Below are 24726 nucleotides of genomic sequence, written 5' to 3'. Positions count from 1 at the left end.
TCATGGCACAAGCAAAAAAAATCGGGGTCGTCGGTGCCACCTTCCTGGTGGCCGGCAACATGATGGGGTCGGGGGTGTTCCTGCTGCCCTCCAGCCTGGCCAAGATCGGCACCGCCTCGATCTGGGGCTGGCTGATCACCACGGCCGGCGCGCTGCTGCTGGCGTTCGTGTTCGCCAAGCTCGGCAGGCTCGCGCCCAAGGCCGGTGGCCCGTATGCCTATGCACGCGATTGGTTCGGCCCTTACATGGGCTTCCAGACCAACACCATCTACTGGTTCGCCAACTGGATCGGCAACGTTGCCATCCCGATCGCGGCAGTGGGTTACTTCAGCTACTTCTTTCCGATCCTCTCCGAGCCGCTGCCGCGCTGCATCGCGGTGCTGGCACTGGTGTGGGCGCTGAGCTTCGCCAACGTCATCGGCCCGTCGTTCGTCAGCAAGCTGCAGACGGTGACCACCAGCTTCGCCCTGGTACCGATCCTGGGCATCGCGATCTTCGGCTGGTTCTTCTTCGATCCGACCATTTTCAAGGGCGCCTACAACGTCTCCGGTGAATCCAACTTCGGCGCGATCTCCAGCGCAGCGGCGTTGACGCTGTGGGCCTTCATCGGCGTGGAATCGGCTTCGGTCACCGCCGGGGTGGTGGAGAACCCGGAGAAGAACGTGGCCCGCGCGACGCTGGCCGGCGTGTTCCTGGCGGCGATCGCCTACATTGCCAGCTCCTCGGTGATCATGGGCATGGTGCCCAACGGCGACCTGCAGGTCTCCGATGCGCCGTTTGCACTGGCTGCTGCCAATGCGGTGGGTGGCTGGGGCGGTGCGCTGGTGAGCCTGTGTGCCTTCGTGGGTGCGGCCGGCTCGCTCGGCGGTTGGATCCTGCTCACCGCGCAGAGTGCCAAGGCGGCCTCCGATGACGGCCTGTTCCCGAGCATCTTCAGCAAGACCAACAAGGATGATGTGCCGGTCAAAGGCGTGCTGATCGTGGCCGTGCTGATGACCCTGGCGGTACTGGTCACCTCCACCTCCAAGACCGCCTCGGCCCAGTTCGACGTGATCACCTCGGCCGCGGTGGTGCTGACCCTGCTGCCCTACATCTACTCGTGCGTGGCCTGCTATTTCGTGGTGGAGCGCTCGCACACGCTGGTGCATACCGGCGCGTTCTGGCTGCTGACCAGTGTCACCGTCGTGTACTGCCTGTGGGCGATCTTCGGCTCGGCCGGCAACATCGTGCAGTACGCCTTCCTGTTCGTGTTGTTCATCACAGTGTTCTATCCGTTCTTCAGCGAGGAGCGTCGCCGCCAGCGCGGCCAGCTGCCCGCGCTCGACGCCGCCGTCCGCACGACGCTTTCGTGATCTTCCCCCAGGAGAATCCCTGTGTACTTCAAGTCCCTTGATTACCCGATCATCGTCATCGACGACGACTACGAATCCCCGCGCATCGGCGGCATCCTGATCCGTGCGCTGGTGGACGAGCTGCGCAAGAACGACCAGCGCGTGCTGTGCGGCTTGACCCTGGCCGACGCGCAGGCCGGTGCGCGCACCTATGTGGCGGCCTCGGCAGTGCTGATCTCCATCGATGGCACCGAGGAGAATCCGGAGCAGTTCCAGCGCCTGCTGGGCTTCCTGCGCGAACAGACGGCCCGCCGCGCCAACCTGCCTGTCTTCCTGTACGGCGAACGGCGCACGATCGAGAAGGTACCGAGCAAGCTGCTGAAGTTCGTGCACGGCTACATCTTCCTGTTCGAAGACACCAAGAGCTTCATCTCGCGCCAGGTGATGCGTGCGGCCGAAGACTACATGGCCAATCTGCTGCCGCCGTTCTTCAAGGCCCTGATCCACCACACCGCCGAGTCCAACTACTCCTGGCACACGCCGGGGCATGCCGGCGGCGTGGCGTTCACCAAGTCGCCGGTCGGGCGTGCGTTCCACCAGTTCTACGGCGAGAACACGCTGCGCAGCGATCTGTCGATCTCGGTGCCGGAACTGGGCTCGCTGCTGGACCACACCGGCCCGATCAAGGAGGCCGAGAACGAGGCGGCGCGCAACTTCGGCGCCGACCATACCTTCTTCGTCACCAACGGCACCTCCACTGCCAACAAGATCGTCTGGCACGGGACCGTGGGGCGCGGCGATGTGGTGTTCGTCGACCGCAACTGCCACAAGTCGCTGCTGCACTCGCTGATCATGACCGGGGGCATTCCGGTGTACTTCACCCCGAGCCGCAACGCACACGGCATCATCGGCCCGATCAGCCTGGATCAGTTCACCCCCGCGGCGCTGCAACAGGCCATCGCCGCCAACCCGCTGGCCAGCAAGGCGTACAAGGCCGGGTCCAAGCCGCGCATCGCGGTGGTGACCAACTCGACGTATGACGGGCTCTGCTACAACGCAGAGAAGATCGCCGAGGAGATCGGCAGCGCGGTGGACTTCCTGCATTTCGACGAAGCCTGGTACGCCTACGCCGCGTTCCATCCGTTCTACGAGAACCATTACGGCATGGCCAAGGGCAAGCCGCGCGAGCAGGATGCGATCATCTTCACCACGCACTCCACGCACAAGCTGCTGGCCGCGTTCTCGCAGGCCTCGATGATCCACGTGCGCAATGCGGCGTCCCGCGAGTTGGATGCCGAGCGCTTCAACGAAGCCTTCATGATGCACACCACGACCAGCCCGCATTACGGGGTGATCGCGGCCTGCGATGTGGCCTCCAAGATGATGGAGGGCGCGGCAGGCGAATCGCTGGTGCAGGAGATGCATGACGAAGCGATCGCCTTCCGCCGCGCGATGCTGCACGTGCGCGAGGACCTGGGCCGCGACGACTGGTGGTTCAGCGTCTGGCAGCCGGACAAGCTGGAGCGCTCGCTGGCCAAGGGCGATGCCCCGGCCCCGATGGTGGCCAAGCGCAGCGAGTGGTACCTGCAGCCGGATGCGCATTGGCACGGCTTCGATGGCCTGGTCGACGACTACGTGCTGATCGATCCGATCAAGGTGACCCTGCTCACGCCCGGGCTGTCGATGGACGGCGAAATGGGCAAGCGGGGTATCCCGGCTGCGGTACTGAGCAAGTTCCTGTGGACGCGTGGCATCACGGTGGAGAAGACCAATCTCTATTCAGTGCTGTTCCTGTTCTCGATGGGCATCACCAAGGGCAAGTGGAGCACCCTGGTCACCGAGCTGATGGCCTTCAAGGAGCTTTACGACGGCAACGCGCCGCTGACCCGTGCGCTGCCGCAGCTCGCCGCCGAGTTCCCGATCGCCTACGCCGGCTGGGGTCTGCGCGATCTGTGCGATGCGCTGCACGCCTTCAACGACGAGTTCGGCGTGGCCCAGGTGATGCGCGCGATGTACGTGGACCTGCCCGAGCCGGTGATGACCCCGGCCGAGGCCTACGACCATCTGGTCCGCGGCCAGATCGAACGGGTCGACATCGAGCAGATCAGCGGCCGCATCGCCGGCACCATGCTGGTGCCATACCCGCCGGGCATCCCGACCATCATGCCGGGCGAGCGCTTCGGCAGCAGCGATGAGCCGATCATCCAATCGCTGCGGATCGCCCGCGAGCAGAATGCGCGCTTCCCGGGCTTCGAGTCGGATGTGCACGGGCTTATCATCGATACCGACGGCGATGCGCCGAGCTACAAGGTGGAGGTGCTGAAGGTCTGACGCCCGCGCGGAGGACCCTCGGCCAGCGATGGATACAGCACGCGAGCAGCGGGTCCTCACATTCTCCATCGGGGTGACGATGGCGGTCAGCGCCATCGGCTTCATCGGCGGCCTGTTGGTGGGGTCGCAGGCGATTCTGTTCGACGGTGTCTACAGCCTGGTGGACGTGGCGCTGACCCTGGTGGCGTTGTCGGTGCTGCGGCTGGTGGCGCGGGAAGAAAGCCCGCGCTTCCAGTATGGCTACTGGCACCTGGAGCCGATGGTGGAGGCGCTTGGCGGGGCGATCCTGTCGCTGGCCTGCATCTATGCGTTGGCCAACTCGGTGATCGGGCTGACCACCGGGGGGCATGAGGTCAAGGCGGGGCCTGCGCTGCTGTGGGCCGCCGTACTGTGCGTGAGCAATCTGGCCATGGCGGCGTTCGTGCGTACCCGCGCGATGCAGTTGCATTCGGCCCTGCTGTGGCTGGACGTGCGCGCCTGGCTGCTCAGCGGGCTGATGAGCCTGGCCGTGGTGCTGGCGTTTGCGATCGCGCTGCTGCTGCGCGGTGGCGAGCATGCCCACTGGATTCCCTACCTGGATCCACTGGTGCTGGCCGCGATCAGTGTCGCGGTGCTGCCGGTACCGCTGCGCAGCGCCTGGAAGGCCATGCGCGAAGTGCTGCAGGTGGCGCCGGATACGCTGGATGCGCGCGTCCAGGCGGTGATGAAGGACTTCGTCGCCGAGCATGGCTATCTGGATTTCACCAGCCACGTGGCCAAGATGGGCCGCATGCGCTTCGTGGAGATTCATATCCTGACCCATCCGGAAACGGTGATCGGCACCATCGGCAACGTGGATCGGCTGCGTGATGAGATCGCCGAGCGCCTGGATGCGCGCGGCAGTGAGTTCTGGTTGACCATCGATTTCACGGCCGATCCCGCCTGGACCTGAGGCGCGCAAGCGGAACGTCAACGACAGTACCGCAGCGTTCCAAGGCGCTGCGTTGACCTCAACCTCGGTTGAGGCCGGAGACTGCGCACCCACTCCCCGACGACGTCTCCCCCATGTTGACCGATGCCCCTGTTGCGCCCGCCGGCCTGTTCGGCTTCATCAATCCGTCCGGTTTGTACGACCCGACCGCGAACGGCTATTCCCACGTTGCGGTGATACGGCTGCCGGCCCGCGTGATCCACATCGCCGGGCAGGGCGGGGAGACCGCCGATGGCGCGTTGTCGCCGCGCTTCGAGGCGCAGGTCGCCCAGGCGCTGGACAACCTCAGCCTCGCACTGGCGTCGGCCGGTGCCACCCTGGCCGACGTGGCCAAGCTGACCGTGCTGGTGGTGGATCACGATCAGGACCGGCTCGGCATTCTGTCGGATCAGATCGGCCGCCGCTGGCCGCTGGGCCGTGCGCCGACCTGCACGCTGATTCCGGTGCCGCGGCTGGCATTGGAAGGCATGCTGTTCGAGATTGAGGCGACGGCGTACACCGGCTGAGCGATCCGGGGCGGGCCTTTTCATCTGATATACGAAACATATATGATGTGTATATCACTTCAGAGGGCTCGCCCATGGGTATCGTCAACATCGATGACGAACTGCACGACAACCTGCGCCGCGCCAGCGGCGTCTCGGGTCGCTCGATCAATGCCCAGGCGGGGTTCTGGATCAAGATCGGCATGCTGTGCGAGATGAATCCGGGTATGAGCTACCAGGAGATCGTCAGCCGTGAACTGCGTGCCGCCGGGGTCGAACCGGGCGCGTTGCGGGTGGCCGAAGCATGATCAAGACCGGTGAAGAACAGGCGCTGATGCGCGCATCGGGACGCCTGCTGGCGCAGGTGTTCGACGCGCTGGATGAGCTGCCGCTGTTGGGCATGAGCACGCTGCAGGTGAACGATTGGGTCGAGCGTTTCATCGTCGATCAGCTGCACGCCCGCCCGGCGAGCAAGGGCCAGTACGGCTTTGCCTACGTACTCAATAGTTCGATCGACAACGTGGTCTGTCACGGCGTGCCCTCAGCGGATGTGATCCTGCGCAGCGGCAGCATCGTCAACCTGGACATCACCCTGGAGAAGGACGGTTACATCGCCGATTCCAGCAAGACCTATCTGATCGGCGAGGTGGACTACGCGGCCAAGCGGCTGGTGCGTGTGACCCGCGAAGCCATGTGGAAGGGGATCGGCGTGGTGCGCCCGGGCGCGACGCTGGGCGACATCGGTTTTGCGATCCAGCAGCATGCAAAAGCGCATGGCTACAGCGTGGTCCGCGAATTCTGCGGTCATGGCATCGGTCAGGAGATGCACGAAGAGCCGCAGGTGCTGCACTACGGTCGCCGTGGCGATGGGCTGGAACTGGAAGAAGGCATGACCTTCACCATCGAGCCGATGATCAACCAGGGCCGCGCCGCCATCGACATGAGCGACGACGGTTGGACCGTGACCACCCGTGATGGAAAGCTGTCGGCGCAGGCCGAGCACACGGTGCTTGTGACCGCCGATGGGGTGGAGGTGCTGACCCTGCGCACGGGCGAGCGGATGCCCGACTGAACCGGGCCGCCGGGCCATGCTCGGCGGCCTCATTCGCTACGCGTGGACACCAGTTTGAGGAACGCCTCGTTCTGATAGCGGCTCATGCGCAGCTGCTGGCCGGTGTCCATGGTCACCACGTGGTGACCGTTGAACCAGGGATGGATCGCCTTGACCCGGCGCACATTCACAATCGCCGAGCGATGCACGCGCGCGAAGTGCCGCGGGTCCAGCCGGGCGGCGAGGGTGGCCATGGTCTCGCGCAGCTCATGCATGTGCCCGACCAGGTGGATCTCCACCGTGTTGCGCGCCGCCTTGATCCAGACGATGTCATCGACCGCCACCAGCACCACATGCTCATCCACGCGCACCGGGATGCGCTGCAGGTAGTCGTCACGCTGCCGCAGCGCATCCAGCGCCTGCAGGATCTGCGTCGAGGCCTGTGCGCCCAACGCGGCGGATGTGGACAACCGCGCTTTGGCACGCTGCAATGTGGCGGCAAAGCGCTCCCGGCTGAACGGTTTGACCAGATAGTCCACGGCATTGGCTTCGAAGGCCTTCACGGCGTACTGCTCGTAGGCGGTGACGAACACCGTGGCCGGCATCCGCTCGGCACCGATGGTGGCGACCACGTCCAGGCCGGTGATCGCCGGCATCTGGATGTCCAGGAACACCAGGTCCGGCGACTGGTTGCGGATGGCGTTGACCGCCGATACGCCATCGCCGCATTCGCCGACGATCTCGATATCCGCGTCATCGCGCAGCAACCGGATGACCGCATGCCGCGCGATCGGCTCATCATCCACCACGAGCACGGTGAGACTCATGCCGGTGCACTACCCGGGAAGAACTCGGGTGCATCGTCGGCGCTCTCCAGTTCCCGGAACGGAACGCGGATGCGGCACACGACACCTTCCGGCCACATCAGGTCCAGCCTTACCTCGGCGGCATCGCCGTACAGTTCCTTCAGGCGCAGGCGAGTGTTGGACATGCCGATGCCGTGCCCCGCCGATGCGGTCGGTTCGGCCGAGAGGGTGCTGTTGCGGTTGCGCACTTCGATGCACAGCGTGTCGCCATCGCGGCGAGCCTCGATCTCGATGGTGTCGCTGCCCACGCGCTGGCCGATGCCATGGCGTAGCGCGTTCTCCACCAACGGCTGCAGGATCAGGCTGGGCACCGCGCAGGCCAGCGTGTCCGGGGCGATATACGTGCGGGTGGTGAGCCGATCCTTGAAGCGGGTGCGTTGGATGCCCAGATACAGCTCGATCAGGTCCAGTTCCTGGCGCAGGCTGATCTCCTGGCCGTCGTAGTCTTCCAGGAAGGCGCGCAGCAGTTCGCTCAGGCGCAGCAACATGTCTTCGGCCGAGACCTTGTCCTCGTCGAGCAGGGTAATGATCGCGTGCAGCGTGTTGAACAAAAAGTGCGGCTGCAGCTGGGATTTGAGCGAGAGCAACCGCGACTGCGCCAGCTCGGTGGCCAGCTGGCTGGCTTCCAGTTCGCGCCGGGCTTTTTCGGCATGGAAATGGATGGCCTGCTGGATCGCGAACAGCGTCCAGTAGGTCAGCAGCCCGATGGCGAAGTGCTGCTCCAGGAAGTAGCCCAACTGCTGAAAGAAACCGCTGGGCTCGAACAGGGTGGAGACCATCGCACCCACGACCATCGCAATGAACGTCATGCACAGGCTGGCCACCACCTGTGCGCCCAGCCCGTGCAGGCGCCCGCTGCCGCGTACTGGAAAGCGCTCGGCGAGGCGGAAGACCGTGGGTGCCAGGGCAGCCCACGTGTACCACTGGATCAGCGACCAGCGCAGGAGATCCCAGAGGGGTTGTTGACTGTTCGGCAGGCCGGCGTTGATCGAGGTCTGCAGGGCGAACACCACGGCCACCGCCGTCCACAGGGCGAGGTAGCGGGACAGGCGAATCCGGGTGCTGCCGAGGCGAATGTGCATGGTGGGTTCCGGGCCAGGCGCTTCTGGCGGACGTCATCTTAGGCAGGCGGACGTGCGTGCGGGAAGCGCCATGAGGCCTCATTACGATTGGTCCGCGCGTGGCGACGATTGGTCCCGGACCGGTTGCCGGGCCGCCGTCGCGACGGCGAGATGGGACGACCGGAACGCGCCCTGCGATGCAGCCGCTGCCGGTATCCCTTCCTTGCTGGAGACCGCTGCCATGACCCTGACCCGCGCCGTTGCCCTTGCCGGACTGCTCTCCACCATGACGGTACCGCTTGCCGGCGCTGCCAACGCCCGTTATCTGACCCTGGTCAACCGCGCGCATGACAGCGTGAGTGCGGTGGAGGTCGCGCCTGCCGGCAGTGACGCGTTCGCGCCCCGTGCGTTGGTGCGCAGGCTGTCCGGGGGCGGCGATGCGGTGACGGTGGACCTGGCTGGCGAGGGCTGCCGCTTCGATCTGCGCTTCACCTTCGTCAACGGCAGGACCCAGGTCTACCAGGACGTGGATGCCTGCCGTGGCAGCAGGCTTGCGATCCAGCCTTGGCCGCAGGACCGTGCGGGTCAGGCGCGTCCCGACCTCCGGGTGGCCGATCAGCAACGGCCGCGCTGATGGATGCGATCAGCCTGGCCTGATCAGCCGCTCGCCTCGAGGTTGGCGTTGAGGCGCACCATCAGCGACTGCAACTGCGCCATGTCGGCGGCGCTGAAACCGGCGGTCGCTGTTGCGCTGGCCGCTTCCATGACCGCCTGTGCGGCAGGCAGCCGTTCGCGTGCCTGCGGGGTCAGCGCGATCAACCGGCTGCGGCGGTCGTCCGGGTCCGGGCGACGCTGGATCAGCCCGTCGCGCTCCATGCGATTGAGCAGCTGCGCCATGCTCGGCTGCTCGACACCGGCGATCCGGGCAAGTTCGCTCTGCGGCAGGGCGTTGCCATGCTTCAGTGACACCAGGACGGGGAGCTGGCTCATCGCGAAACCCAGTTCGCGCAACGGTGCATCCACGATCCTCTGGAAGCCGCGGTAGGCCACGCCCAGCAGCTTGAGGGGCTTGTCGGTGGACAGCGGGGGAGGTGAGGATTGACTTTCCATAGGTGGCTATCTATAAATATAGGCCCCTATGTTAGTCCCGGATGGATGCCATGCCCAGCCCCCCTCGTATTGCCATCGTCGGCGGCGGCCCCGCAGGCCTGACCCTGGCGCGGATTCTCCACACCCACGGTCTGCCGAGTACCGTCTATGAGGCCGAGCGCGATCCCGATGAACGCCCGCAAGGGGGCAGCCTGGACCTGCACGCCGAGTCCGGCCTGCTGGCGCTTGAGCGTGCCGGACTCAGCGCGGCATTCGAGGCGATCGCACGGCACGACGACCAGGGCGAGCGCCTCCTCGACAAGACCGGTCAGGTGCTGTTCGAGGACAACGAAGGCGCCGATCGCAGCCGCCCCGAGGTCGATCGCACGACATTGCGCGCTCTGTTGATCGATTCGCTTCCTGCCGACACCCTTCAGTGGGGCAGGCGACTGGTGGACGTACGCAGCAGTGCGGACGACCGCTGGGAGCTGGTGTTCGACACCGGTGTGGAAGGACCGTTCGATCTGGTGATCGGCGCCGACGGCGCCTGGTCCAGGGTGCGCCCGTTACTCTCGCCCTATCGGCCGCAGTACAGCGGGCTGACCTTCATCGAGTTCGGCATCGACGACATCGACCGGGCCCATCCCGGCTTGGCTGCATTGGTCGGTCGCGGCAAGGTCGGCATCGAAGGCGACGGCCGCATGATCATCGCCCAGCGCAACGGCCATTCGCACGTGCGCGGCTACGCGGTGTTCCGCGTCCCCGTCGACTGGGCGGCGACGCGGTTCGATTTCACCTCGCCCGAGGCGATGCGCACGTCACTGCTGGAAGAATTCGAGGGATTCGCCGAAACGATCCGCGACCTGTTCCGGGCCAGCAACACCAGATTCGTGGCGCGCCCGATCCACGCGCTGCCGGTCGGACACCGCTGGAATCCACGTGCGGGGCTGACCCTGATCGGCGATGCGGCGCACCTGATGTCCCCCTTCGGCGGTGAGGGTGTCAACGCGGCGATGCTGGATGCCGCGGAGCTGGCCGCGCAACTCGGTCAGGGGCCGGACTGGCAGCGCGCCGTGGCAGCCTACGAGGCGCACATGTTCGAGCGCGTCATCGAGGCTGCGCAGGGCTCGGCCGAGGGCGCTGCGACCCAGCTTTCGCATCTGGGCCTGGCCCCGACGGTAGCGTTCTTCCAGGCGCAGCAGGCAGCACGACGTTCCTGAGCCGTGGTCGGGTCATGAAAGGTCTTGCGGCAGGGCCTTCACGCGATGACGGCTGCATCTTGCCGATAGTGGGCCGTCATCCTGCTTCCTGTTGCGGACCCACATGCCCCTGATTCCCGAGCGCGTGCAGCGCTGGCCCCGGCCGTGGCGCGTGGCGTTGCTGTCGCTGCTGGCGCTGTATGCGCTGTACCTGCTGGCGGGCAATGTGTTCCTCAATACGCCGCTGTTCGATGCGGTGACCAACCGCAAACCTGAAAAATTCACGATGCAGACCGGGCCCGCGCTGACCCTGATGCCCGGGCAGGCCGTGGTCTGGAATATCCGGATGCGTGGCCAGGCCAATCGAACGCAGTATGTGTTCCGCGCCGACCGGGCGAGTGCCTGGATCGATCTGCCGGCGCTGTTGCGCAAGGAAGTGCGCATTCCGCGCATTGATGCCACGGGGGTTGAAGCCGAGGTCGAGCGTGTCGAAAAGGCCATCCCACCGCCGCCGCGGGGTGACCGCGGCTGGACGCTGCGGTTCGATGCGATCCACAGCGAGACGATCCGCAGTGGGCGCTTCGGCAAGTTGCTGATCGTCGGCCAGGGGCGCGGCAATGTCGGTTTCCTCAAGCAGCTCAAGGGCGGGCCGTCGGAGCTGTTTGATTCCACGGCCGGCTTCGATGATGCCCAGGTCAGTTTCGACGGGGTCAACGTGCTGGACGATGCCCAGATCGCCGCGCGCTTCCACTTCCCGCGGCACTATCGTGACGACGCGCCGGGGTTGCAGAAACTCGGCATCACCTGGGCGCAGCTGCAGATCGACGCGCGCAGCCAGGGCCTTCGCATCGATACGGGTGGCCCGCATGTCAAGGTGGGCAGCGCGGTTTCCAACGCGCGCCTGACCGCGGATGTAACGCTGGAGGAAGGCGCGCTGCGCCCCGGCAGCCGACTGGTCTGGCGGCTGCCGCTGCATGCCGGCGTCCACGCCGATGACCGCGGTCTGCTGGCACTGCAGCTGGACGTGGCGCAGGACATGCGGGTCCAGGCGCGGCTCCCGCGTGATCCGGAAACGGGCAGCGAACTCAATGCCGATCTGCGCGTGACCGGCCGGAAGATTCCGTTCCAGGCCCCGGCCGAAGTGCTTCCACGGCTGTCTGGCAACGTGCAGGGCGCCTGGCAGTTCCAGTCGCTCAATTGGATCAGCGATCTGTTCGTGAAGAAACCCTGGTTCCATCTCGACGGCGGTGGACTGCTCAAGGCAGACGTCGTCATTGCCGACGGTGAACTGGCGCCGGGCAGCACGGTGGATATCCCGCAGGTGGCCGCCGTCGCCGAGGTTGCAGGGGTGCGGATGCGCGGCGACGCCCACGCACAGGGGCGGATCGTGGAAGGCGAACCGCCGCAGGCGGAGCTGAAGGTGCAGATCCCGCGCTTCCAGGCTGCGCCAAGCAACGCGCCGAAGGCGGTGTTGTTCGATGGCCGCCAACTGGCGCTGACCCTGCGCGGGGATGCGCGGTTGAAGCAGTTGAGCGACGGCATGCGCGCCCAGCTGCGCTTCACCGATGCGCGGGTGCCCGACCTCACCGCCTACAACCGTTATCTGGGCAACGACAACGTGCGCCTGCTCGGCGGTACCGGTCTGCTCAGCGGTGATGTGTCGCTGGATGCCTCCGGCCGGGTAGGCAAGGGCAGTGCCGATCTTCGTGGCACCGGAGCCCGGCTCAGCGTGGCGGGCATCGCGATGCGCGGCGATGCGCAGCTGCAGGCGCGTCTGCAGCGTGCGGATTTCGACAGCCGCCAGTTTGATCTCGGTGGCACCACGGTGGACCTGCGCAACATCCACGTCGGCGATGAAAAGAGTGACGGGCGTTGGTGGGGCAAGGTGGCGATCCGCAGTGGCCACATCGATGCGGCCGCGCCGTTCCAGGTGGATGGCCTGGCCGACCTGCGCCTGCGCGATGCCGGGCCGTTGCTCGGCGTGTTCGCCCAGCGCAGCGAATACCCGCGCTGGGTGCTCGGGATGCTGGATTCCGGGGAGGTGCAGGCCAGTGGGCAACTGCGCTGGCGAAGTGGCGAGCTGATCGTGGAGGATCTGCAGGCCGAGAACGAGCGACTGTCCCTGCAGGCGCGGCTGGATCTGAGTCATGGCAAGCGGCGTGGCGATCTCTACCTGCGCTGGGGCGTGCTGGGGGCCGGCATCGAGCTGCAGGGCGAGCAGCGCAAGTGGCACCTTGCCGGGGCCCGCGACTGGTATGCGGAGCAGCCGCGGCTGCTGCCGGCCACGCTCGCCGCAACGAAGCAGGGTAGCGGCAGGCGCTGACGGGACGCATCTGTTCCCCCCTGGCCGGGCGTGGCTTGGTATCCTCGCCGCGCCCACTGTCTGGTGACAGCGTGCCTTTTCGCCGTCATCGACCCGTCATCCCATGAGCAACAGCACCCACCGCGTCCAAGGCCTCAACAACGATGAGGTGGCCGCCGACTGGCCCGCCATCACCGACCGCGAGATCACCTGGCTCAGCGAACGCTTCGCGCCGCTGGCGGGCGCGTGCCGGCTGCTGTGGCACAGCCCGCGACCGATGTCCGCCGCGGCCATTGTCGAGAGCGACGCGGGCCGGGTGTTCGTCAAGCGCCACCATGGCAGCGTCCGCAGTGCGGCTGGCCTGGGCGAAGAGCATCGTTTCATCCAGCACCTGGCCGATCACGGCGTGCCCGTCGTCGAGGTGCTGCGTGACCGCGATGGCGCCACTGCGGTGGAGCACGAGGGGTGGACCTACGAACTGCATGGCGTGGGCCATGGCCAGGATCTGTACCGCGATGCGCCCTCCTGGACGCTGTTGACTGATACCGCGCAGGCGCACGAAGCAGGGCGGATGCTGGCCAGACTGCATCTTGCATCGGCCACCTACCACGCGCCCCAGCGCAGCACCCATCTGCTGGTCGCCCGCGATGACCTGATCCGTGCCGCCGATCCCATCGCCGCCCTCCAGGCCGGGCTCGACGATCGCCCCGGGTTGGCGGCCTATCTTGCGCGGCAGGACTGGCAGGCCGATCTGCAGCGGGCGGTGCTGCCATGGCATGACGGCCTGGCCGAGCGGCTGCAGGCCGAACCGCGCCTGTGGGCGCACAACGACTGGCACGTGTCCAATCTGCTGTGGCGCCAGGACGGCAGGTCCACCGTGGTCGATACCGTGCTCGATCTCGGGTTGGCCTCACCGACCAGTGCCCTGTTCGATCTGGCCACCGCCATCGAACGCAACGCCATTGCCTGGCTGGCGCTGGAAAGCGGCGAGGCGGCGGTGCGCGTGGATATCGCACTGGCGCTGCTGGCCGGCTACCGCGGGATCGTGCCGCTGTCTGCCGAGCGCGTACACCTGCTGGCCGATCTGCTGCCGATCGTGCAGCTGGATTTCGCACTCTCGGAAGTGGAGTACTTCGAGGCCGTGACCCACTCCCCGGCCAATGCCGACGTGGCCTACCACACCTTCCTGCTCGGGCATGCTGACTGGTTCAGCACCGCGGCGGGGCAGGGCCTGCTGAAGGCGCTGCACGCCGCCGCCTGAGGGCAGGCTCGCAAATCCGTACGGTTTGTAGTGAAATAGTCACAGAAGCGGGGGTGCCTGGCGAAACCAGGCTGAGAGAGTCCCTTGGAACCTGATCCGGTTTGCACCGGCGTAGGGAGCTTTGAGCAGCAGGCATACCGCCGTGATGGGTCGGTGCGCGTGCGCGCCTTCGCTTCGTCTCCCCCAGCTGATGACGAATCGAATGAACCGTTGCTTCCGCCCCACGCTGTTGTCCGCCGCCCTCTGCGCCGCGCTGCCTCTTCATGCCAACGATCTCGCGGACGCGCCCGAGCGCTCGCCGACCGAGCTTGCCGCCGTGCGCGTGCAGGCGCACCAGCCGGCAGCCACCGCCACGCAGACCAGCAGTTTCGGCGCGGGTGACTGGAAGAGCACCCCGGCGTCGGTGAACGTGCTGGATCGCGACCTGCTGGACAGCCGCCAGATCCGTACGCTGTCCGAGCTGGCCAGCAACGATGCCTCGCTGGGCGACAGCTATGCACCGGTCGGTTACTACCAGAACATCGCGATCCGCGGCTTCCCGCTGGATACCGGTACCGGCTACCGTTTCAACGGGCTGTCCATCACCGGCGAGCAACGCCTGGCGCTGGAGAACCTCCAGTCGGTGGAGATCCTCAAAGGCGAGGCCGGCCTCGCCGCGGGCGTCATGGCGCCCGGCGGCATCATCAATTACGTGGGCAAGCGCCCGGCCGAGGTCCGCAACGTCACCCTCGGCACCGATTCGGAAGGCTCGCGCTACACCGCGGTGGATCTCGGCCATTGGCTGTCGCCGCGTTTCGGCGTGCGCTTCAATGCCGCGTGGGAAGACACCGACTCCTACATCGACCATGCCGACGGCCGCCGCAACTTCTACTCGCTGGCCACCGACTGGCTGATCGGCGAACGCGGCAAGCTGGAAGTGGATGCCAACTACCAGACCAGCGCGCAGCGCTCGGCCTCGGGCTATCAGCTGCTGGGGGCCACCGAGCTGCCGCGCGGCGTGGACCGCAAACACCTGCTGGGCTATCAGGCCTGGCAGCGGCCGGTCGGCATCGACAGCACCAACCTGACCGCGCTGCATACCTACGATTTCAGCCCGGGCTGGCAGTCGCGGGTATCGGCCAGCTACAGCCGCTCGGTGATCGACGACAACGTCGCCTTCGCCTACGGCTGCTACTACGCCGCCGGATGTGCCGATGGCAGCGTGCCGGGCAACTACTTCGCGCCCAACGGCGACTACGACATCTACGATTACCGCAGCCCGGACGATACCCGCCGCAACCTGGAATTCCGTGGCGAACTGCGCGGCAGTTTCGCCACCGGCGATATCCGGCACGCGCTGAGCGTGGGTGCGGACCGTTTCGAGCGCACCGTGGACAAGCGCCGCAACGTCAACGAATACGTGGGCACCGCCAACATCCACGATGCACAGGTGCCGCAGTTCGAACCGTCGCCGCTGATGCCGGGCCCGTCCGCGCGGCGTCTGGACAGCGCGCAGACGGCGGTGTTCGCTTTGGACCGGATGAGCTTCGGCGAGTGGCAGTGGCTGGCCGGTGGGCGTTTCGTGCGCCTGGATGAGCGTGCCTACGACAAGCGTGGCAACCCCGAGCGGCACAGCCGCCTGTCGCGCTTCCTGCCGCAGACCGCGCTGGTCTGGAAGGCGACCGACGAGGTCAACGCCTATGTGAGCTACGTGCGTGGCATTTCGCTCGGCCAGGAAGCGCCGTTCTGGACCTCCAATGACGGCGCGTTCCTGCCTGCGGTGCTGTCGCGCCAGACCGAAGTGGGCGTCAAGTATGTGTCCAGCGATGCGCTGACGTTGGGTGCCGCTTTGTTCCGCACTTCGCAGCCGTTCCAGTACGCCAAGCCGGACGGCAGTGATGCCGGCTACACCTTCGTCCAGGAGGGGCAGCAGACCCATACCGGGCTGGAACTCACCGCGCAGGGCCAGCTCACCGAGCGCCTGTCGCTGACCGCCAGCGCCAGTGTGCTGCGCGCCCGCGCACGCGATGCCGGCACGCCGGATTACGAGGGCCACCAGCTGATCAACGTGCCCAAGACGCGCGCGACCGTGCACGCGGAGTACCAGCTGCCGTTCGTGACCGGCCTGGGGCTGACCGGCGGATGGCGTTACGCGGCCTCCAACGTGGCCACTGCCGATGGTCGCGTGAGCGCACCGGCCTACAGCGTGTTCGACGCCGGCCTGCGCTTCAAGCATCAGCTGGCTGAGCATCCGGTGACCTGGAATCTCTCGGTGGACAACCTGTTCAACCGCTTCTACTGGCGCGATACCGGCAGCAGCTCTGGCGACTACTACCTGTTCCCGGGCGCACCGCGTCAGGCCAGGCTGTCGGTCACGTTCGCGCTATGAACCCGGCGATCCTGGAATGGTCGGCGGCCGGTGTCAGCATGCTCGGCGTGTGGCTGATGACGCGCCGGGTGCCCCTTGCCTGGCCGGTCGGTCTGATCTCGGTGGCGCTGTACGCGCTGGTCTTCGCCGAGGCCCGGCTGTACTCGGACACGCTGCTGCAGGTCGTCTTCGGTGGCTTCCTGGTCTACGGCTGGGTGCGCTGGCGTGGGCAGGTGGAGGACGATGGCCGGGTCGCGATCATGCCGCTGGCGCGGGCGGCCATGTGGCGTGACCTCGGCATCGGCGTCGCCTTCGGCATCGCGCTCGGCGCGGCGATGCACTTCCTCACCAATGCAGCGTTGCCGTGGCTGGATGCAATGCTGGCTGCGCTGAGTCTGGTCGCCCAGTGGTGGCAGGCGCGGCGTCACACGGCCGCATGGTGGCTGTGGATCCTGGTCGACGTTGTCTACGTCGGCATGTACATGGTCAAGTCACTGCACGTGACCGCGGTGCTGTATCTGGTGTTCGTCGGCCTGGCCGTGATGGGGTTGCGGGCATGGACGGTGGCGCGCAACGACGCGCTGCTTCACAACGCAGAAGGGCGGCGCGGTTAGATCCGCGCCGCCCTTCGTTGCTTCAGGTCTGCACTCGACCCGGCGCGGTCAGAACCGCGCCGTGGCACCCACGAAGAAGGTGCGTGCGCCGCCGTCGTAGTTGTTGCCTTCCTCGATGGTGGAGACATCGCCGAGGTTGAGCACGCCCGCGCGCACCGTCAGGTGCTCGTTGACGTCGTAGCCGGTGACCAGATCCCAGGTGGTGTACGCCTTGGCGAACGTGGCGCTGGTGGAGGACACCAGCTGTTCGCCGATGTGCTGCGCGCTCAGGTTGAGCGACCAGTCATCGGTGACCTGCCAGTCCAGCGAGGTATTGGCGGTCAGCTTGGGCACCACCAGCAGGCTGGCGCCGGTGGTGCGGTTCTTCGATTCCAGCATGCGCGTGGCGTTGGTGATCCAGTTCAGTCGCTCATGCAGGGGCACGGTGACGCTGGCTTCGACGCCGCGGGTACGGGCCTTCTGGATGTTCTGCGCGACCGTCCACCAGAAACCGTTGACGAAGCTGGTCGTCTGGCCGGGGATGTCACGCAGCGGGACCTGCTGGATCTTGTCATCGAAGTCGGTCAGGAAGTAGGTGGCCGAGGCCGACCAGCCGTTCTTGTCGTAGCCGACGCCCAGCTCGTAGTTGGTGCTGGTTTCCGGCTCCAGGTTCGGATTGCCGGCCATGTAGCAGCCGGTGGTGCCATCGGCGCTGATCGAGCGGTTGGTCCAGCCTTCCACGGTCAACGCGGTGCAGCCGTTGCCACCGGACTGGGTCGCAGCGCCCGCGGTGCCCTGCTTCAGGGTGGGCGCGCGGAAGCCCTGCGAGACACCGCCGCGCACGGTCCAGTCATCGGACGGGTGCCAGACGCCGTAGACACGCGGGCTCAGGTTGTCGTCGTAATTGTCGGTGTTGTCCCAGCGCAGGCCCACGGTGAGGATGAAGCGCTCGTGCAGCGTGATGTGATCTTCCGCGAACAGCGCCCAGGAGTCGGCCTCACTGACCGGGCTGATCCGCCCGGTACCGGTCCAGGTGACCGGCACGGTGCCGATGGTGTCGCCGTTCTTCAACTCTTCGCGCTTCCACTGCCCGCCCACGTTCAAGCTCTGCTCGACGCCCCAATGGAAGCTGCGGGTGAACGCGGTATCGAACACCGTCTCCTTGGAGTGGTTGCCGACGGCGCTGCCCTTGTCTTCGTAATCGTTCTGCACCAGCGTCGTCTTGGACGTGGCGGCATCGCCGTAGCGACCATCGTGCATGACCACGTAGCCGGTCTGCACCAGCTTGGACAGACCCCACGCACCGACCGCGCCGGCACCGCTGTTGCGCTGCTCGCCACGCGAGGCTTCAAAGCCGACGGTGTGGTCATCATTGACGCGCCAGTTCAGCAGCGCGTTGGCGTTCTCGGCCTTGTTGCCGGGCGTCTGGCGGCGGCCGGTATCCGATTCGCGGTTGGTGACATTGGCACCGACGCGCAGGCCCAGGTTCTGCGTCAGCGGACCACTGAACAGCGCGCCCATCTGGGTGGTATCGCCGCGGGTCGGGGAATCGGGCTTGCTGTAGTTGAAGGTGACCGAGCCGCCCCATTCGTCGGCGATCTTGCGGGTGATGATGTTGATCACCCCGCCCATCGCATCCGAGCCGTACAACGAGGACATCGGCCCGCGGACCACCTCGATGCGCTCGATCATGTCCGGCGAGAGCCAGTTCAGATCCTGCGGGCCCAGGTCATCGCGGTAGTTCACGCCGGAGGAATTGCCCTGGCGGCGGCCGTCGATGAGGATCAGGGTGTACTGCTCGGGCAGGCCGCGCAGGCGGATCTTGGACTGCGCGCCGGACAGCGCGTAGCCGCCGGTCACGCCGGGCACGGTGCTCAGCAGTTGGCCGATGCTGCTGACCGGCTTGCGTTCGATCTCCTCGCGGGTGATCACGCTGATGCTGGCCGGGGCGTCCTTGATCCACTGCTGGGCGCCGGTGGCGGTGACCACCACGGTATCCATCTGGCGGGGTGAGGCGGCTGCATCCGCAGCGGCATCGGCATGCGCCTGGGCGGTCAGTACCAGACCGATGGCGACGGCCAGCGTGGCGCCGGAACGACGGGAAGAAGGGGAGGGGTGCGACATCGCGAAAGTACTCCGTGGCTATGGGAGCCCGCTGGCGATGGCTGGGGACGTCCGTGTGGGGTTTCAAGTAATCTTAACAAGAGTATCACGAATCATTCGCATTTGAAATGTAGTGATACACGTCGATATCGACGGCTGTCGTTATCGCTGTGCGGGGTCGATCACGAGAAACCCATGAGGGCCGTGCGGTTTACTCCACAACACGCAACTGCCCGGTAAAGCTCGGCCGCAGTGCCAGTTTGTGGGTGATGCTGGTGATGGTCCGGCGCGGGTCGGTCGGGTGCGGCCGTGAGGCGGTGCTGCTTCTTCCCTGGCGCCACAGCCCGAACATCACGATCTCCGCGCCCACCGGGAAGGACTTCAGCCACGCCGTATCGGTGTGCCCGACGCTGACTTCGTAGAAATCCCGGCGGTCGGTCACGCCGGTGTGCTGATACTTCGGGGCACAGTTGAGGAAGGTGACGCGATGGGGGTCACCCGGCTGTGGCGTGCGATGTGACCGCACCGTCCCGAGCAGCGCCAGCGGCAGCTCGCTGGATGCCGAGCCAAGCCGTTCCCATGCCTCGTCGTAGCGGTCCTGCCCGTAGAGGAAATTCGCCCAATCGACCCGCTTCTTGCCCAGGCGCAGGGTCAGCTGCGCGGTCAGCAGCGTGTCGTCCTCGCACATCGCCTGCAGGATCAGCAGGTCGTTGAGGGTGCGCAGGTGACCGTCGAATGGTGCGTCTGCCGGGAGAGGGGGCGGCCCGGCGCTGCCCCGCTTCAGGGCCTGCTGGAGGATCAACAGACGCAGCTCATGCCGGCCATCGCCCAGCGCAGGCAGGAACTCGGGATCGGTTCCGCTGGCGAGCAGGGCCTGCAGATGTGAGCGGGCGTTGTAGCGGCACCCGGGCAGGTGCTCAGCCCCCTTGTTCAACGCGATGTACGCAGGAACCGCGGCGGGAAGGGCACCGTCGGCACCGCTCCTGTCGTGCGCGGGGACGAATCGCACCGGCACGTTGCAGCCATCGCAGAGCAACGTGGGCAGGGTCTGCTGCGCGTCATGGCGTTTCTGCAGGTCGGCCAACCGGTGCAGGGTGCCGTGCGTTCCCACGGCCTTGCGCATCTTGATTCCGCGACTCATCTGCAACCACTGCTTCGTTCAATGGCGACCATCATAGTCGCTTCGATCAATCGCCCTGCGTCGCGAACCGCAGCCGGTTGTGGTCCGGATCGATCAGCATCATTTCGCGCCCGCCCCAGGGCACATCCGCCGGCGGCCGGAAGACCGGCGCGCCGGCCGCGACGAACGCGGCATGCAGCGCATCCACGTCAGGCACATGAAAATAGACAGCGCCGCCGGGCTCACAATCGCCGGCGTGTTCGCTGAGAAACACCTGCTGGCCCTCACGGCTGATCTGCACGAACAGCGGCATGTCCAGGGCAAAGCGGTGTTCCCAGTCGATCGAAAACCCGAGCTGCTGATAGAACGGCACGCTGATCGTGGCATCGGTCATGCGCAACTGCGGAATGACGGTCTGCTGCATGCTGCCGCCTCAGCCCGGATAGGACGGGAAGCGTTGATCGGGGTGGGTCTTCTTCCATTCGGTGTGGGCCACGGTGCCCTCCCACGCAAGGAACGCACCGGGGATGCGCCCGCGGCCGGACCAGGTGGCACCGCTGTGCGGCAGCCAGAAGCGGGGCGGCAGTGCTTCGCGGGGAATCTTGGCCGGCTTGGCGCGCGTGGCGGTGCTGGACGATCCGGCGCTGTCCACGGCTGCCTGGATCCTGCGCTGTTGTTCCGGGCTGAAATCGGCGTAGGAGGTGGTGAGCAGTACGAGTGCGCGCTCGAACGCCTCCTTCGTGGCGGCCCGTAGCAGCGCGCTTTCATCCATTCCCGATCGCGCGACCGCAGCTGCCAGGCTGGCCTTCATCGATGATGCGGAGGGGGCGGTGGAGGGCTTACGGGGCATGGGATTCCTGGGAAGGAGGGACGGACGGAGGGCACGATAGCAAATGCCAGCGTGAAGCCATCGGTTTGCGCAGGTTTACTCGTCGATCTTGTTGCCGGTCAGCAGCAGGCGGGCCTGCGACTGCCACCCCCAATGAACAGATCAGGCTTGCCATCCCCATCCAGATCACCGCGCGCCATGCTCCAGCTGCGTCCCACCGTGGTGCGGGGGATCACCGAGGCAGTGACGTCGGTGAAGGTGCCCTTGCCATCGTTCTGCCAGGCGCGAACCTGCAGCGGCACGAAGCCGGGTACCTCAATCGCGCTGACCACCAGGTCCGGATGGCCATCCTCATTGACATCCACCACCGTCCCGCCCCAGCTGGAGAAACGATGCGCGGGCAGGCGGGCGGCGGTGTCATCCCTGAAACGGGCCTCGCCTTGATTGATCAGCAGGCGCGTCTGCGGATTCTTGTCCCAGGAACAGGTTGTGCTGCTCGGTGTCTTCAGCGATGAACAGCACATCAATATGGCCGTCACCATCGACGTCGGCCACGCGTACATGCTCGTTGTCGCCGGTGATCGTGCCGAACGCATCGGGCGCCTGTGTGAGCTTGCCGGTGCCCTCGTTGAGGTAGAGCCGGTTGGCGCCATTCTCCACCGCCACCGCGACATCCAGATCGCCATCGCCATCGGCATCCAGCAACGCCGCATCCAGTGCATGGAGGGCCGCGTCGGTGGGAACATGGGTGGCGGTGACGTCGGTGAAAACGGTGCGCGACGGTTGCGACGGGGCAGCGCACGCCGTGACGGAGAGGCCTGAAAGAGAGGCGGCGAGGGCGAGGGCGAGGGCGGGGATCGGTGAGTGCATTCGGCTCGGGCTCCGAAGCGGTCGTTGAGTGCGTCCGTGGCGAGGCACACGCGTGCCACTGTAGAGGCGCAGGCGCAGGCGTCGGCTTGGCGCGAGGGCATGGCCCTGCCAAGCTGTACTTTCGCCAAACTGAACAGGGGGCGGTTCATCCGCGGGTGCGCAATGTTCCGGCAATCTTCGGCCACCAGATTCGATTCCACACCGATACGTTTGGAGGATCCAACGATGCTCACCTCAACCGCTTTCAGCTTCCGTGGCCTGGCCATGGCATTGGCTCTGACCGCTGGCGTCATCGCCGCAGGCGATGCCTCCGCGCTGTCGCGCAAGGACAAGAACACACTGGTCGGTGCCGTCGTGGGTGGCGTCGCGGGGCACGTGCTGTCCAACGGCGACCCGATGATGACCGCAGGCGGTGCAGTGGCCGGCGGCGCGATCGGCAATGTCACCACCAAGGATCGCCGGGACAACCGCGACTATCGCTACGACCGTGATCGCCGTTATGACCGCGAGCACCGTTACGAGCGCACCAGCCGCCACGATCGTCGTCACGACCAGCGTCGCTGGGACCATGACCGCCGCAACCACAACCGCGGCTGGCGCTGATCGGGTAAGAACGGATTGCCCACAACTGCGGTAGCCGACCTGCCTGCGTGGATGGGGTCAGCCGGGCGCCATAGGCTTGCGCCGCAACAGTAAGTCGGGGATGGCGTCGCTTGTGACCAAGTAGTATAACCAGCGCTGGTTCACTACTTGGTCATGGCAGGGATGCGTCATGGGAGATTGGGACTTTCTACACGAGATGCATGGCCGCGGTTGCAGCGCCCGGGACATCGAGGACGCTGCCGCTTGTGGTTATGACCCCTCGGAATCGCTGTGCCTGGACAGCAACTGGGTCGATAGTGAGCTGGATGACGCTGATGAAGCCGATGCGTACGCGGGGAAATCTCCAAGTCCTTTCAGAAGTCGTGAGGGCTTTCCTCACAGCTTCATCGAGCAGGGCGAAGTCTTCAGCGACCTTGTCGACTGTGCCGAACGCCACTTTCAAAATACGGGCCGGTACCTGCAGATATGGGGAGAGCTCGGCGAGATCTATGCTGAGATCCGATTTGGTCTGCGCCGACACTGCACCCACCATGCCGGCTCAGACGGCACTATCGACGGCGCGCTTGTCGAGGTTAAGACTATCTCTCCAGAGAAGGCCAGCAGCCGCGTGATCGTGAAGAGAGAAGGCGGCTTCGAGAAGCTGATGATCGTGCGGATTGATGGGGATTTCAATTTTAAAGCGAAGCTCTTTAATAGAGCTGAGCTCAGAGATTCTGGTGGAAAGTACTTGCAGGGGCAGTTCTAGCGGAACGCGCAAGACGGGCAATTATCACTGCCATGGTGGAGACTCTGCTGCGCCGAGCAACGCTCTTGTGCCTCGTAGCGGGTTGACCTCAACCGCCTCTGGCAGAGCCGGGGCCTTTGCAAACTGCGCGGAGGCTAGAGCAGCCGGGGCTGCGCCGGTGCGCCGCGGCGACCCTGGATATGGGCCTCACCTCGACCGTGACAATCACGGGGTGGGATGTGCGCCTTAAGGAGACGCGCCTGCAATGAGAAGGATGTCCATCCCTGTTCTCCGTGGCGTAGCCATTGCCGTCGCCTGGTTGACTCCGTTTGCGGCTTCGGCTGCGGTGCAGCCGCCGGGGTTGGAAGAAGCGCTGCAACGCGTGGCGACGGTCGCGCAGGCGCCCGCGTCGAAGCAGGCGGCAGAGGCACTGTGGGGACTGCCGCTGGATGCCCCTGTGGTGCTGCACGACCGCGTTACCGGAACGAGTTGGCGTCGAAACGTCGCCACGGGCGATGTGGAGTCTGTCGTTCTGCGGAAGGATCAGCCGCCTGCGAATACATGCATTGATATCGACGGGGCCTCCAACGTGCTGTTGATTCTGCCACTGCCTGCGGACAACGACGGACTCGCGACCCTGTTCTGGCATGAACAATGGCACTGCGTGCAGGCCATGTTGGGGCTTTCCGCTTCCGAAGGCGACACAGCGCATCTTGATGGTGAGCTTGGGCGCATCGCGTTGCGGTTGGAGATGCGTGCGTTGGCGAAGGCGCTGTCCGCGACCGATGATCGTGATGCTCGGCCGCATGTCGCCGCAGCGCTGCGATTCCGTGCACTTCGCTCTGCGGGCTCGGCGTCGGGCACCCGGGTGCTGGACGAAGAGGCAAGGGTTGAGCGTAATGAGGGCCTTGCCGAATACACAGGCCGCCGGGTTGCGGCTGCTGCCAATGGGGGGAACATGGTGACGGCGTTGGTCAAGTCTCTGGCTGCAGCAGATGCCTCACCGAGCTTTGTCCGATCGGCGGCGTACGTGACCGGGCCGGCGTACGGGATGTTGCTGGATCGGTGGTCGCCGCACTGGCGCAGCGGGCTGTCGCCCGCGTCTGACCTGCCGGCACTGCTGGCCGAACAGCTGGGCACGCCGCTCAGCGCAACCGGGGCGGACGGTGTCGGTCGCCGTTATGGGGTGGACGAGGTACGTGCCCAAGAACATGAGCGCGCCAGGATCCGTGAGCAGCGCAGTGCCGGGTATCGAAAGCGGTACCTCGGTGGGGACGCGGTCCGGCTTCCACTGAGTAAACCGTCCGCGTCGTTCGATCCGCGCGCGCTCTTTCCGCTGGACGAGGTGGGCACGGTGTACACACCGCTCACGGTACGTGACGAGTGGGGTGAGCTCACGGCGGAATCGGGTGCGCTGATGTCAAAAGACTGGACACTTGTCACGCTGAGTGGCGGTGAGGTTACCGGTAGTGCCTCCAACTGGACAGGGCCGGGCTGGACCCTTGTTCTCAACGCGGGCTGGCGTCTCGAAAAGGAATCAGAGGGCTGGCGTTTGACGAATGTGCAGGGCGGCGATGACCACCGGTAGTGA

Annotated in this window: 25 protein-coding genes and 1 riboswitch; of the genes, 16 read left to right on the top strand and 9 right to left on the bottom strand. The window is 65.9% G+C overall.

What is annotated here, in order from left to right; translation table 11 throughout:
• The first annotated feature begins 2 nt into the window (after window positions 1-2).
• The 6 genes from adiC to map all read left to right on the top strand — a co-directional run bounded on the left by adiC (window position 3) and on the right by map (window position 6189).
• On the top strand, window positions 3-1352 hold the full coding sequence (gene adiC / locus BCL79_RS02835; RefSeq protein WP_121037144.1) for an arginine/agmatine antiporter: 1350 nt from the start codon (window positions 3-5) through the stop codon (window positions 1350-1352).
• Between the two features lie 21 nt (window positions 1353-1373).
• Window positions 1374-3662: an Orn/Lys/Arg decarboxylase N-terminal domain-containing protein gene (locus BCL79_RS02830; protein WP_121037142.1), complete on the top strand. Its 2289-nt coding sequence runs from the start codon at window positions 1374-1376 to the stop codon at window positions 3660-3662.
• A gap of 28 nt (window positions 3663-3690) precedes the next feature.
• Window positions 3691-4593, top strand: a complete 903-nt coding sequence (locus tag BCL79_RS02825) for a cation diffusion facilitator family transporter (RefSeq protein WP_121037140.1) — start codon at window positions 3691-3693, stop codon at window positions 4591-4593.
• A gap of 113 nt (window positions 4594-4706) precedes the next feature.
• Window positions 4707-5138: a RidA family protein gene (locus tag BCL79_RS02820; RefSeq protein ID WP_121037138.1), complete on the top strand. Its 432-nt coding sequence runs from the start codon at window positions 4707-4709 to the stop codon at window positions 5136-5138.
• A 74-nt stretch (window positions 5139-5212) separates the two neighbouring features.
• Window positions 5213-5425, top strand: coding sequence for a ParD-like family protein (locus BCL79_RS02815; RefSeq protein WP_088433419.1), 213 nt, complete (start codon window positions 5213-5215; stop codon window positions 5423-5425).
• A complete protein-coding gene (gene map / locus BCL79_RS02810) occupies window positions 5422-6189 on the top strand; it encodes a type I methionyl aminopeptidase (RefSeq protein WP_121037136.1) in 768 nt (255 codons plus the stop codon). The genes BCL79_RS02815 and map overlap by 4 nt, the downstream gene beginning before the upstream one ends.
• Before the next feature lie 29 nt (window positions 6190-6218).
• Here map and BCL79_RS02805 read toward each other — a convergent pair whose 3' ends face one another.
• Together BCL79_RS02805 and BCL79_RS02800 are read right to left on the bottom strand one after the other, a co-directional pair.
• Complete coding sequence (locus tag BCL79_RS02805; protein ID WP_121037134.1) at window positions 6219-6995, bottom strand: LytR/AlgR family response regulator transcription factor; 777 nt, start codon at window positions 6993-6995, stop codon at window positions 6219-6221.
• Window positions 6992-8116: a sensor histidine kinase gene (locus BCL79_RS02800; protein WP_121037132.1), complete on the bottom strand. Its 1125-nt coding sequence runs from the start codon at window positions 8114-8116 to the stop codon at window positions 6992-6994. The genes BCL79_RS02805 and BCL79_RS02800 overlap by 4 nt, the downstream gene beginning before the upstream one ends.
• A 220-nt stretch (window positions 8117-8336) precedes the next feature.
• Here BCL79_RS02800 and BCL79_RS02795 point away from each other — a divergent pair, with 220 nt between their 5' ends.
• Window positions 8337-8729 carry a hypothetical protein gene (locus BCL79_RS02795; RefSeq protein ID WP_121037130.1) on the top strand — a complete coding sequence of 131 codons (393 nt, stop codon included), beginning with the start codon at window positions 8337-8339 and terminating at the stop codon, window positions 8727-8729.
• A 23-nt stretch (window positions 8730-8752) separates the two neighbouring features.
• Here the strand turns inward: BCL79_RS02795 and BCL79_RS02790 are convergent, their stop codons facing one another.
• Window positions 8753-9205 (bottom strand): MarR family winged helix-turn-helix transcriptional regulator, encoded by a 453-nt coding sequence (locus tag BCL79_RS02790; protein WP_121037128.1) that lies wholly within the window; start codon window positions 9203-9205, stop codon window positions 8753-8755.
• 50 nt (window positions 9206-9255) lie between these two features.
• Here BCL79_RS02790 and BCL79_RS02785 point away from each other — a divergent pair, with 50 nt between their 5' ends.
• From BCL79_RS02785 to pnuC, 5 genes are all read left to right on the top strand, one after another.
• Window positions 9256-10404: an FAD-dependent oxidoreductase gene (locus BCL79_RS02785; protein ID WP_121037126.1), complete on the top strand. Its 1149-nt coding sequence runs from the start codon at window positions 9256-9258 to the stop codon at window positions 10402-10404.
• A 103-nt stretch (window positions 10405-10507) separates the two neighbouring features.
• Complete coding sequence (locus BCL79_RS02780; RefSeq protein WP_121037124.1) at window positions 10508-12706, top strand: hypothetical protein; 2199 nt, start codon at window positions 10508-10510, stop codon at window positions 12704-12706.
• Window positions 12707-12809: 103 nt separating this feature from the next.
• A complete protein-coding gene (locus tag BCL79_RS02775) occupies window positions 12810-13946 on the top strand; it encodes a phosphotransferase enzyme family protein (protein ID WP_121037122.1) in 1137 nt (378 codons plus the stop codon).
• 39 nt (window positions 13947-13985) lie between these two features.
• A riboswitch (TPP riboswitch) is annotated at window positions 13986-14081 on the top strand.
• A gap of 67 nt (window positions 14082-14148) precedes the next feature.
• Window positions 14149-16314 (top strand): TonB-dependent receptor, encoded by a 2166-nt coding sequence (locus BCL79_RS02770; protein ID WP_121037120.1) that lies wholly within the window; start codon window positions 14149-14151, stop codon window positions 16312-16314.
• Entirely contained in the window at window positions 16311-16907 is a 597-nt protein-coding gene (gene pnuC / locus BCL79_RS02765) for a nicotinamide riboside transporter PnuC (protein ID WP_121037118.1), read from the top strand. Before BCL79_RS02770 ends, pnuC begins: the two co-directional genes overlap by 4 nt.
• A 48-nt stretch (window positions 16908-16955) precedes the next feature.
• On the opposite strand, the gene BCL79_RS02760 is transcribed toward pnuC, so the two are convergent.
• The 6 genes from BCL79_RS02760 to BCL79_RS02735 all read right to left on the bottom strand — a co-directional run bounded on the left by BCL79_RS02760 (window position 16956) and on the right by BCL79_RS02735 (window position 21808).
• On the bottom strand, window positions 16956-19010 hold the full coding sequence (locus BCL79_RS02760) for a TonB-dependent receptor domain-containing protein (RefSeq protein WP_183073649.1): 2055 nt from the start codon (window positions 19008-19010) through the stop codon (window positions 16956-16958).
• Between the two features lie 190 nt (window positions 19011-19200).
• Window positions 19201-20130 carry a hypothetical protein gene (locus BCL79_RS02755; protein WP_121037117.1) on the bottom strand — a complete coding sequence of 310 codons (930 nt, stop codon included), beginning with the start codon at window positions 20128-20130 and terminating at the stop codon, window positions 19201-19203.
• A 46-nt stretch (window positions 20131-20176) separates the two neighbouring features.
• The gene (locus BCL79_RS02750) at window positions 20177-20533 is read right to left on the bottom strand and encodes a bleomycin resistance protein (RefSeq protein ID WP_121037115.1); all 357 of its coding nucleotides are present in this window, start codon (window positions 20531-20533) and stop codon (window positions 20177-20179) included.
• A gap of 9 nt (window positions 20534-20542) precedes the next feature.
• A complete protein-coding gene (locus BCL79_RS02745; RefSeq protein WP_259462088.1) occupies window positions 20543-20959 on the bottom strand; it encodes an H-NS family nucleoid-associated regulatory protein in 417 nt (138 codons plus the stop codon).
• 98 nt (window positions 20960-21057) lie between these two features.
• Window positions 21058-21303: an FG-GAP repeat domain-containing protein gene (locus tag BCL79_RS20235; protein WP_183073648.1), complete on the bottom strand. Its 246-nt coding sequence runs from the start codon at window positions 21301-21303 to the stop codon at window positions 21058-21060.
• Window positions 21304-21355: 52 nt separating this feature from the next.
• A complete protein-coding gene (locus BCL79_RS02735; protein WP_121037109.1) occupies window positions 21356-21808 on the bottom strand; it encodes an FG-GAP repeat domain-containing protein in 453 nt (150 codons plus the stop codon).
• 225 nt (window positions 21809-22033) lie between these two features.
• Between BCL79_RS02735 and BCL79_RS02730 the strand changes: the two genes are divergently transcribed.
• The 4 genes from BCL79_RS02730 (at window position 22034) to BCL79_RS02715 (ending at window position 24723) form a co-directional block, all read left to right on the top strand.
• Complete coding sequence (locus BCL79_RS02730; protein WP_121037107.1) at window positions 22034-22411, top strand: hypothetical protein; 378 nt, start codon at window positions 22034-22036, stop codon at window positions 22409-22411.
• 169 nt (window positions 22412-22580) lie between these two features.
• On the top strand, window positions 22581-23156 hold the full coding sequence (locus tag BCL79_RS02725; RefSeq protein WP_121037105.1) for a hypothetical protein: 576 nt from the start codon (window positions 22581-22583) through the stop codon (window positions 23154-23156).
• Window positions 23071-23385 carry an excalibur calcium-binding domain-containing protein gene (locus BCL79_RS20565; RefSeq protein ID WP_121037103.1) on the top strand — a complete coding sequence of 105 codons (315 nt, stop codon included), beginning with the start codon at window positions 23071-23073 and terminating at the stop codon, window positions 23383-23385. Before BCL79_RS02725 ends, BCL79_RS20565 begins: the two co-directional genes overlap by 86 nt.
• A 24-nt stretch (window positions 23386-23409) precedes the next feature.
• Window positions 23410-24723: a hypothetical protein gene (locus BCL79_RS02715; RefSeq protein ID WP_259462087.1), complete on the top strand. Its 1314-nt coding sequence runs from the start codon at window positions 23410-23412 to the stop codon at window positions 24721-24723.
• The last annotated feature ends 3 nt before the right edge of the window (window positions 24724-24726 follow it).

Origin of the sequence: Stenotrophomonas rhizophila (assembly GCF_003651185.1) — a bacterium.
GTDB lineage: Bacteria > Pseudomonadota > Gammaproteobacteria > Xanthomonadales > Xanthomonadaceae > Stenotrophomonas > Stenotrophomonas maltophilia_Z.
Note: the sequence above shows the minus strand (reverse complement) of the source record. Positions and strands in the feature narration are given on the sequence as shown.

What these genes read in the sequence shown, in the direction of transcription:
- adiC (WP_121037144.1), top strand. Translation starts at nt 3, where the DNA reads ATGGCACAAGCAAAAAAAATCGGGGTCGTCGGTGCCACCTTCCTGGTG.
- BCL79_RS02825 (WP_121037140.1), top strand. Translation starts at nt 3,691, where the DNA reads ATGGATACAGCACGCGAGCAGCGGGTCCTCACATTCTCCATCGGGGTG.
- BCL79_RS02820 (WP_121037138.1), top strand. Translation starts at nt 4,707, where the DNA reads ATGTTGACCGATGCCCCTGTTGCGCCCGCCGGCCTGTTCGGCTTCATC.
- BCL79_RS02815 (WP_088433419.1), top strand. Translation starts at nt 5,213, where the DNA reads ATGGGTATCGTCAACATCGATGACGAACTGCACGACAACCTGCGCCGC.
- map (WP_121037136.1), top strand. Translation starts at nt 5,422, where the DNA reads ATGATCAAGACCGGTGAAGAACAGGCGCTGATGCGCGCATCGGGACGC.
- BCL79_RS02805 (WP_121037134.1), bottom strand. Translation starts at nt 6,995, where the DNA reads ATGAGTCTCACCGTGCTCGTGGTGGATGATGAGCCGATCGCGCGGCAT.
- BCL79_RS02800 (WP_121037132.1), bottom strand. Translation starts at nt 8,116, where the DNA reads ATGCACATTCGCCTCGGCAGCACCCGGATTCGCCTGTCCCGCTACCTC.
- BCL79_RS02795 (WP_121037130.1), top strand. Translation starts at nt 8,337, where the DNA reads ATGACCCTGACCCGCGCCGTTGCCCTTGCCGGACTGCTCTCCACCATG.
- BCL79_RS02790 (WP_121037128.1), bottom strand. Translation starts at nt 9,205, where the DNA reads ATGGAAAGTCAATCCTCACCTCCCCCGCTGTCCACCGACAAGCCCCTC.
- BCL79_RS02785 (WP_121037126.1), top strand. Translation starts at nt 9,256, where the DNA reads ATGCCCAGCCCCCCTCGTATTGCCATCGTCGGCGGCGGCCCCGCAGGC.
- BCL79_RS02780 (WP_121037124.1), top strand. Translation starts at nt 10,508, where the DNA reads ATGCCCCTGATTCCCGAGCGCGTGCAGCGCTGGCCCCGGCCGTGGCGC.
- BCL79_RS02775 (WP_121037122.1), top strand. Translation starts at nt 12,810, where the DNA reads ATGAGCAACAGCACCCACCGCGTCCAAGGCCTCAACAACGATGAGGTG.
- BCL79_RS02770 (WP_121037120.1), top strand. Translation starts at nt 14,149, where the DNA reads ATGAACCGTTGCTTCCGCCCCACGCTGTTGTCCGCCGCCCTCTGCGCC.
- pnuC (WP_121037118.1), top strand. Translation starts at nt 16,311, where the DNA reads ATGAACCCGGCGATCCTGGAATGGTCGGCGGCCGGTGTCAGCATGCTC.
- BCL79_RS02760 (WP_183073649.1), bottom strand. Translation starts at nt 19,010, where the DNA reads ATGTCGCACCCCTCCCCTTCTTCCCGTCGTTCCGGCGCCACGCTGGCC.
- BCL79_RS02755 (WP_121037117.1), bottom strand. Translation starts at nt 20,130, where the DNA reads ATGAGTCGCGGAATCAAGATGCGCAAGGCCGTGGGAACGCACGGCACC.
- BCL79_RS02750 (WP_121037115.1), bottom strand. Translation starts at nt 20,533, where the DNA reads ATGCAGCAGACCGTCATTCCGCAGTTGCGCATGACCGATGCCACGATC.
- BCL79_RS02745 (WP_259462088.1), bottom strand. Translation starts at nt 20,959, where the DNA reads ATGCCCCGTAAGCCCTCCACCGCCCCCTCCGCATCATCGATGAAGGCC.
- BCL79_RS02735 (WP_121037109.1), bottom strand. Translation starts at nt 21,808, where the DNA reads ATGCACTCACCGATCCCCGCCCTCGCCCTCGCCCTCGCCGCCTCTCTT.
- BCL79_RS02730 (WP_121037107.1), top strand. Translation starts at nt 22,034, where the DNA reads ATGCTCACCTCAACCGCTTTCAGCTTCCGTGGCCTGGCCATGGCATTG.
- BCL79_RS02725 (WP_121037105.1), top strand. Translation starts at nt 22,581, where the DNA reads ATGGGAGATTGGGACTTTCTACACGAGATGCATGGCCGCGGTTGCAGC.
- BCL79_RS20565 (WP_121037103.1), top strand. Translation starts at nt 23,071, where the DNA reads ATGGGGATTTCAATTTTAAAGCGAAGCTCTTTAATAGAGCTGAGCTCA.
- BCL79_RS02715 (WP_259462087.1), top strand. Translation starts at nt 23,410, where the DNA reads ATGTCCATCCCTGTTCTCCGTGGCGTAGCCATTGCCGTCGCCTGGTTG.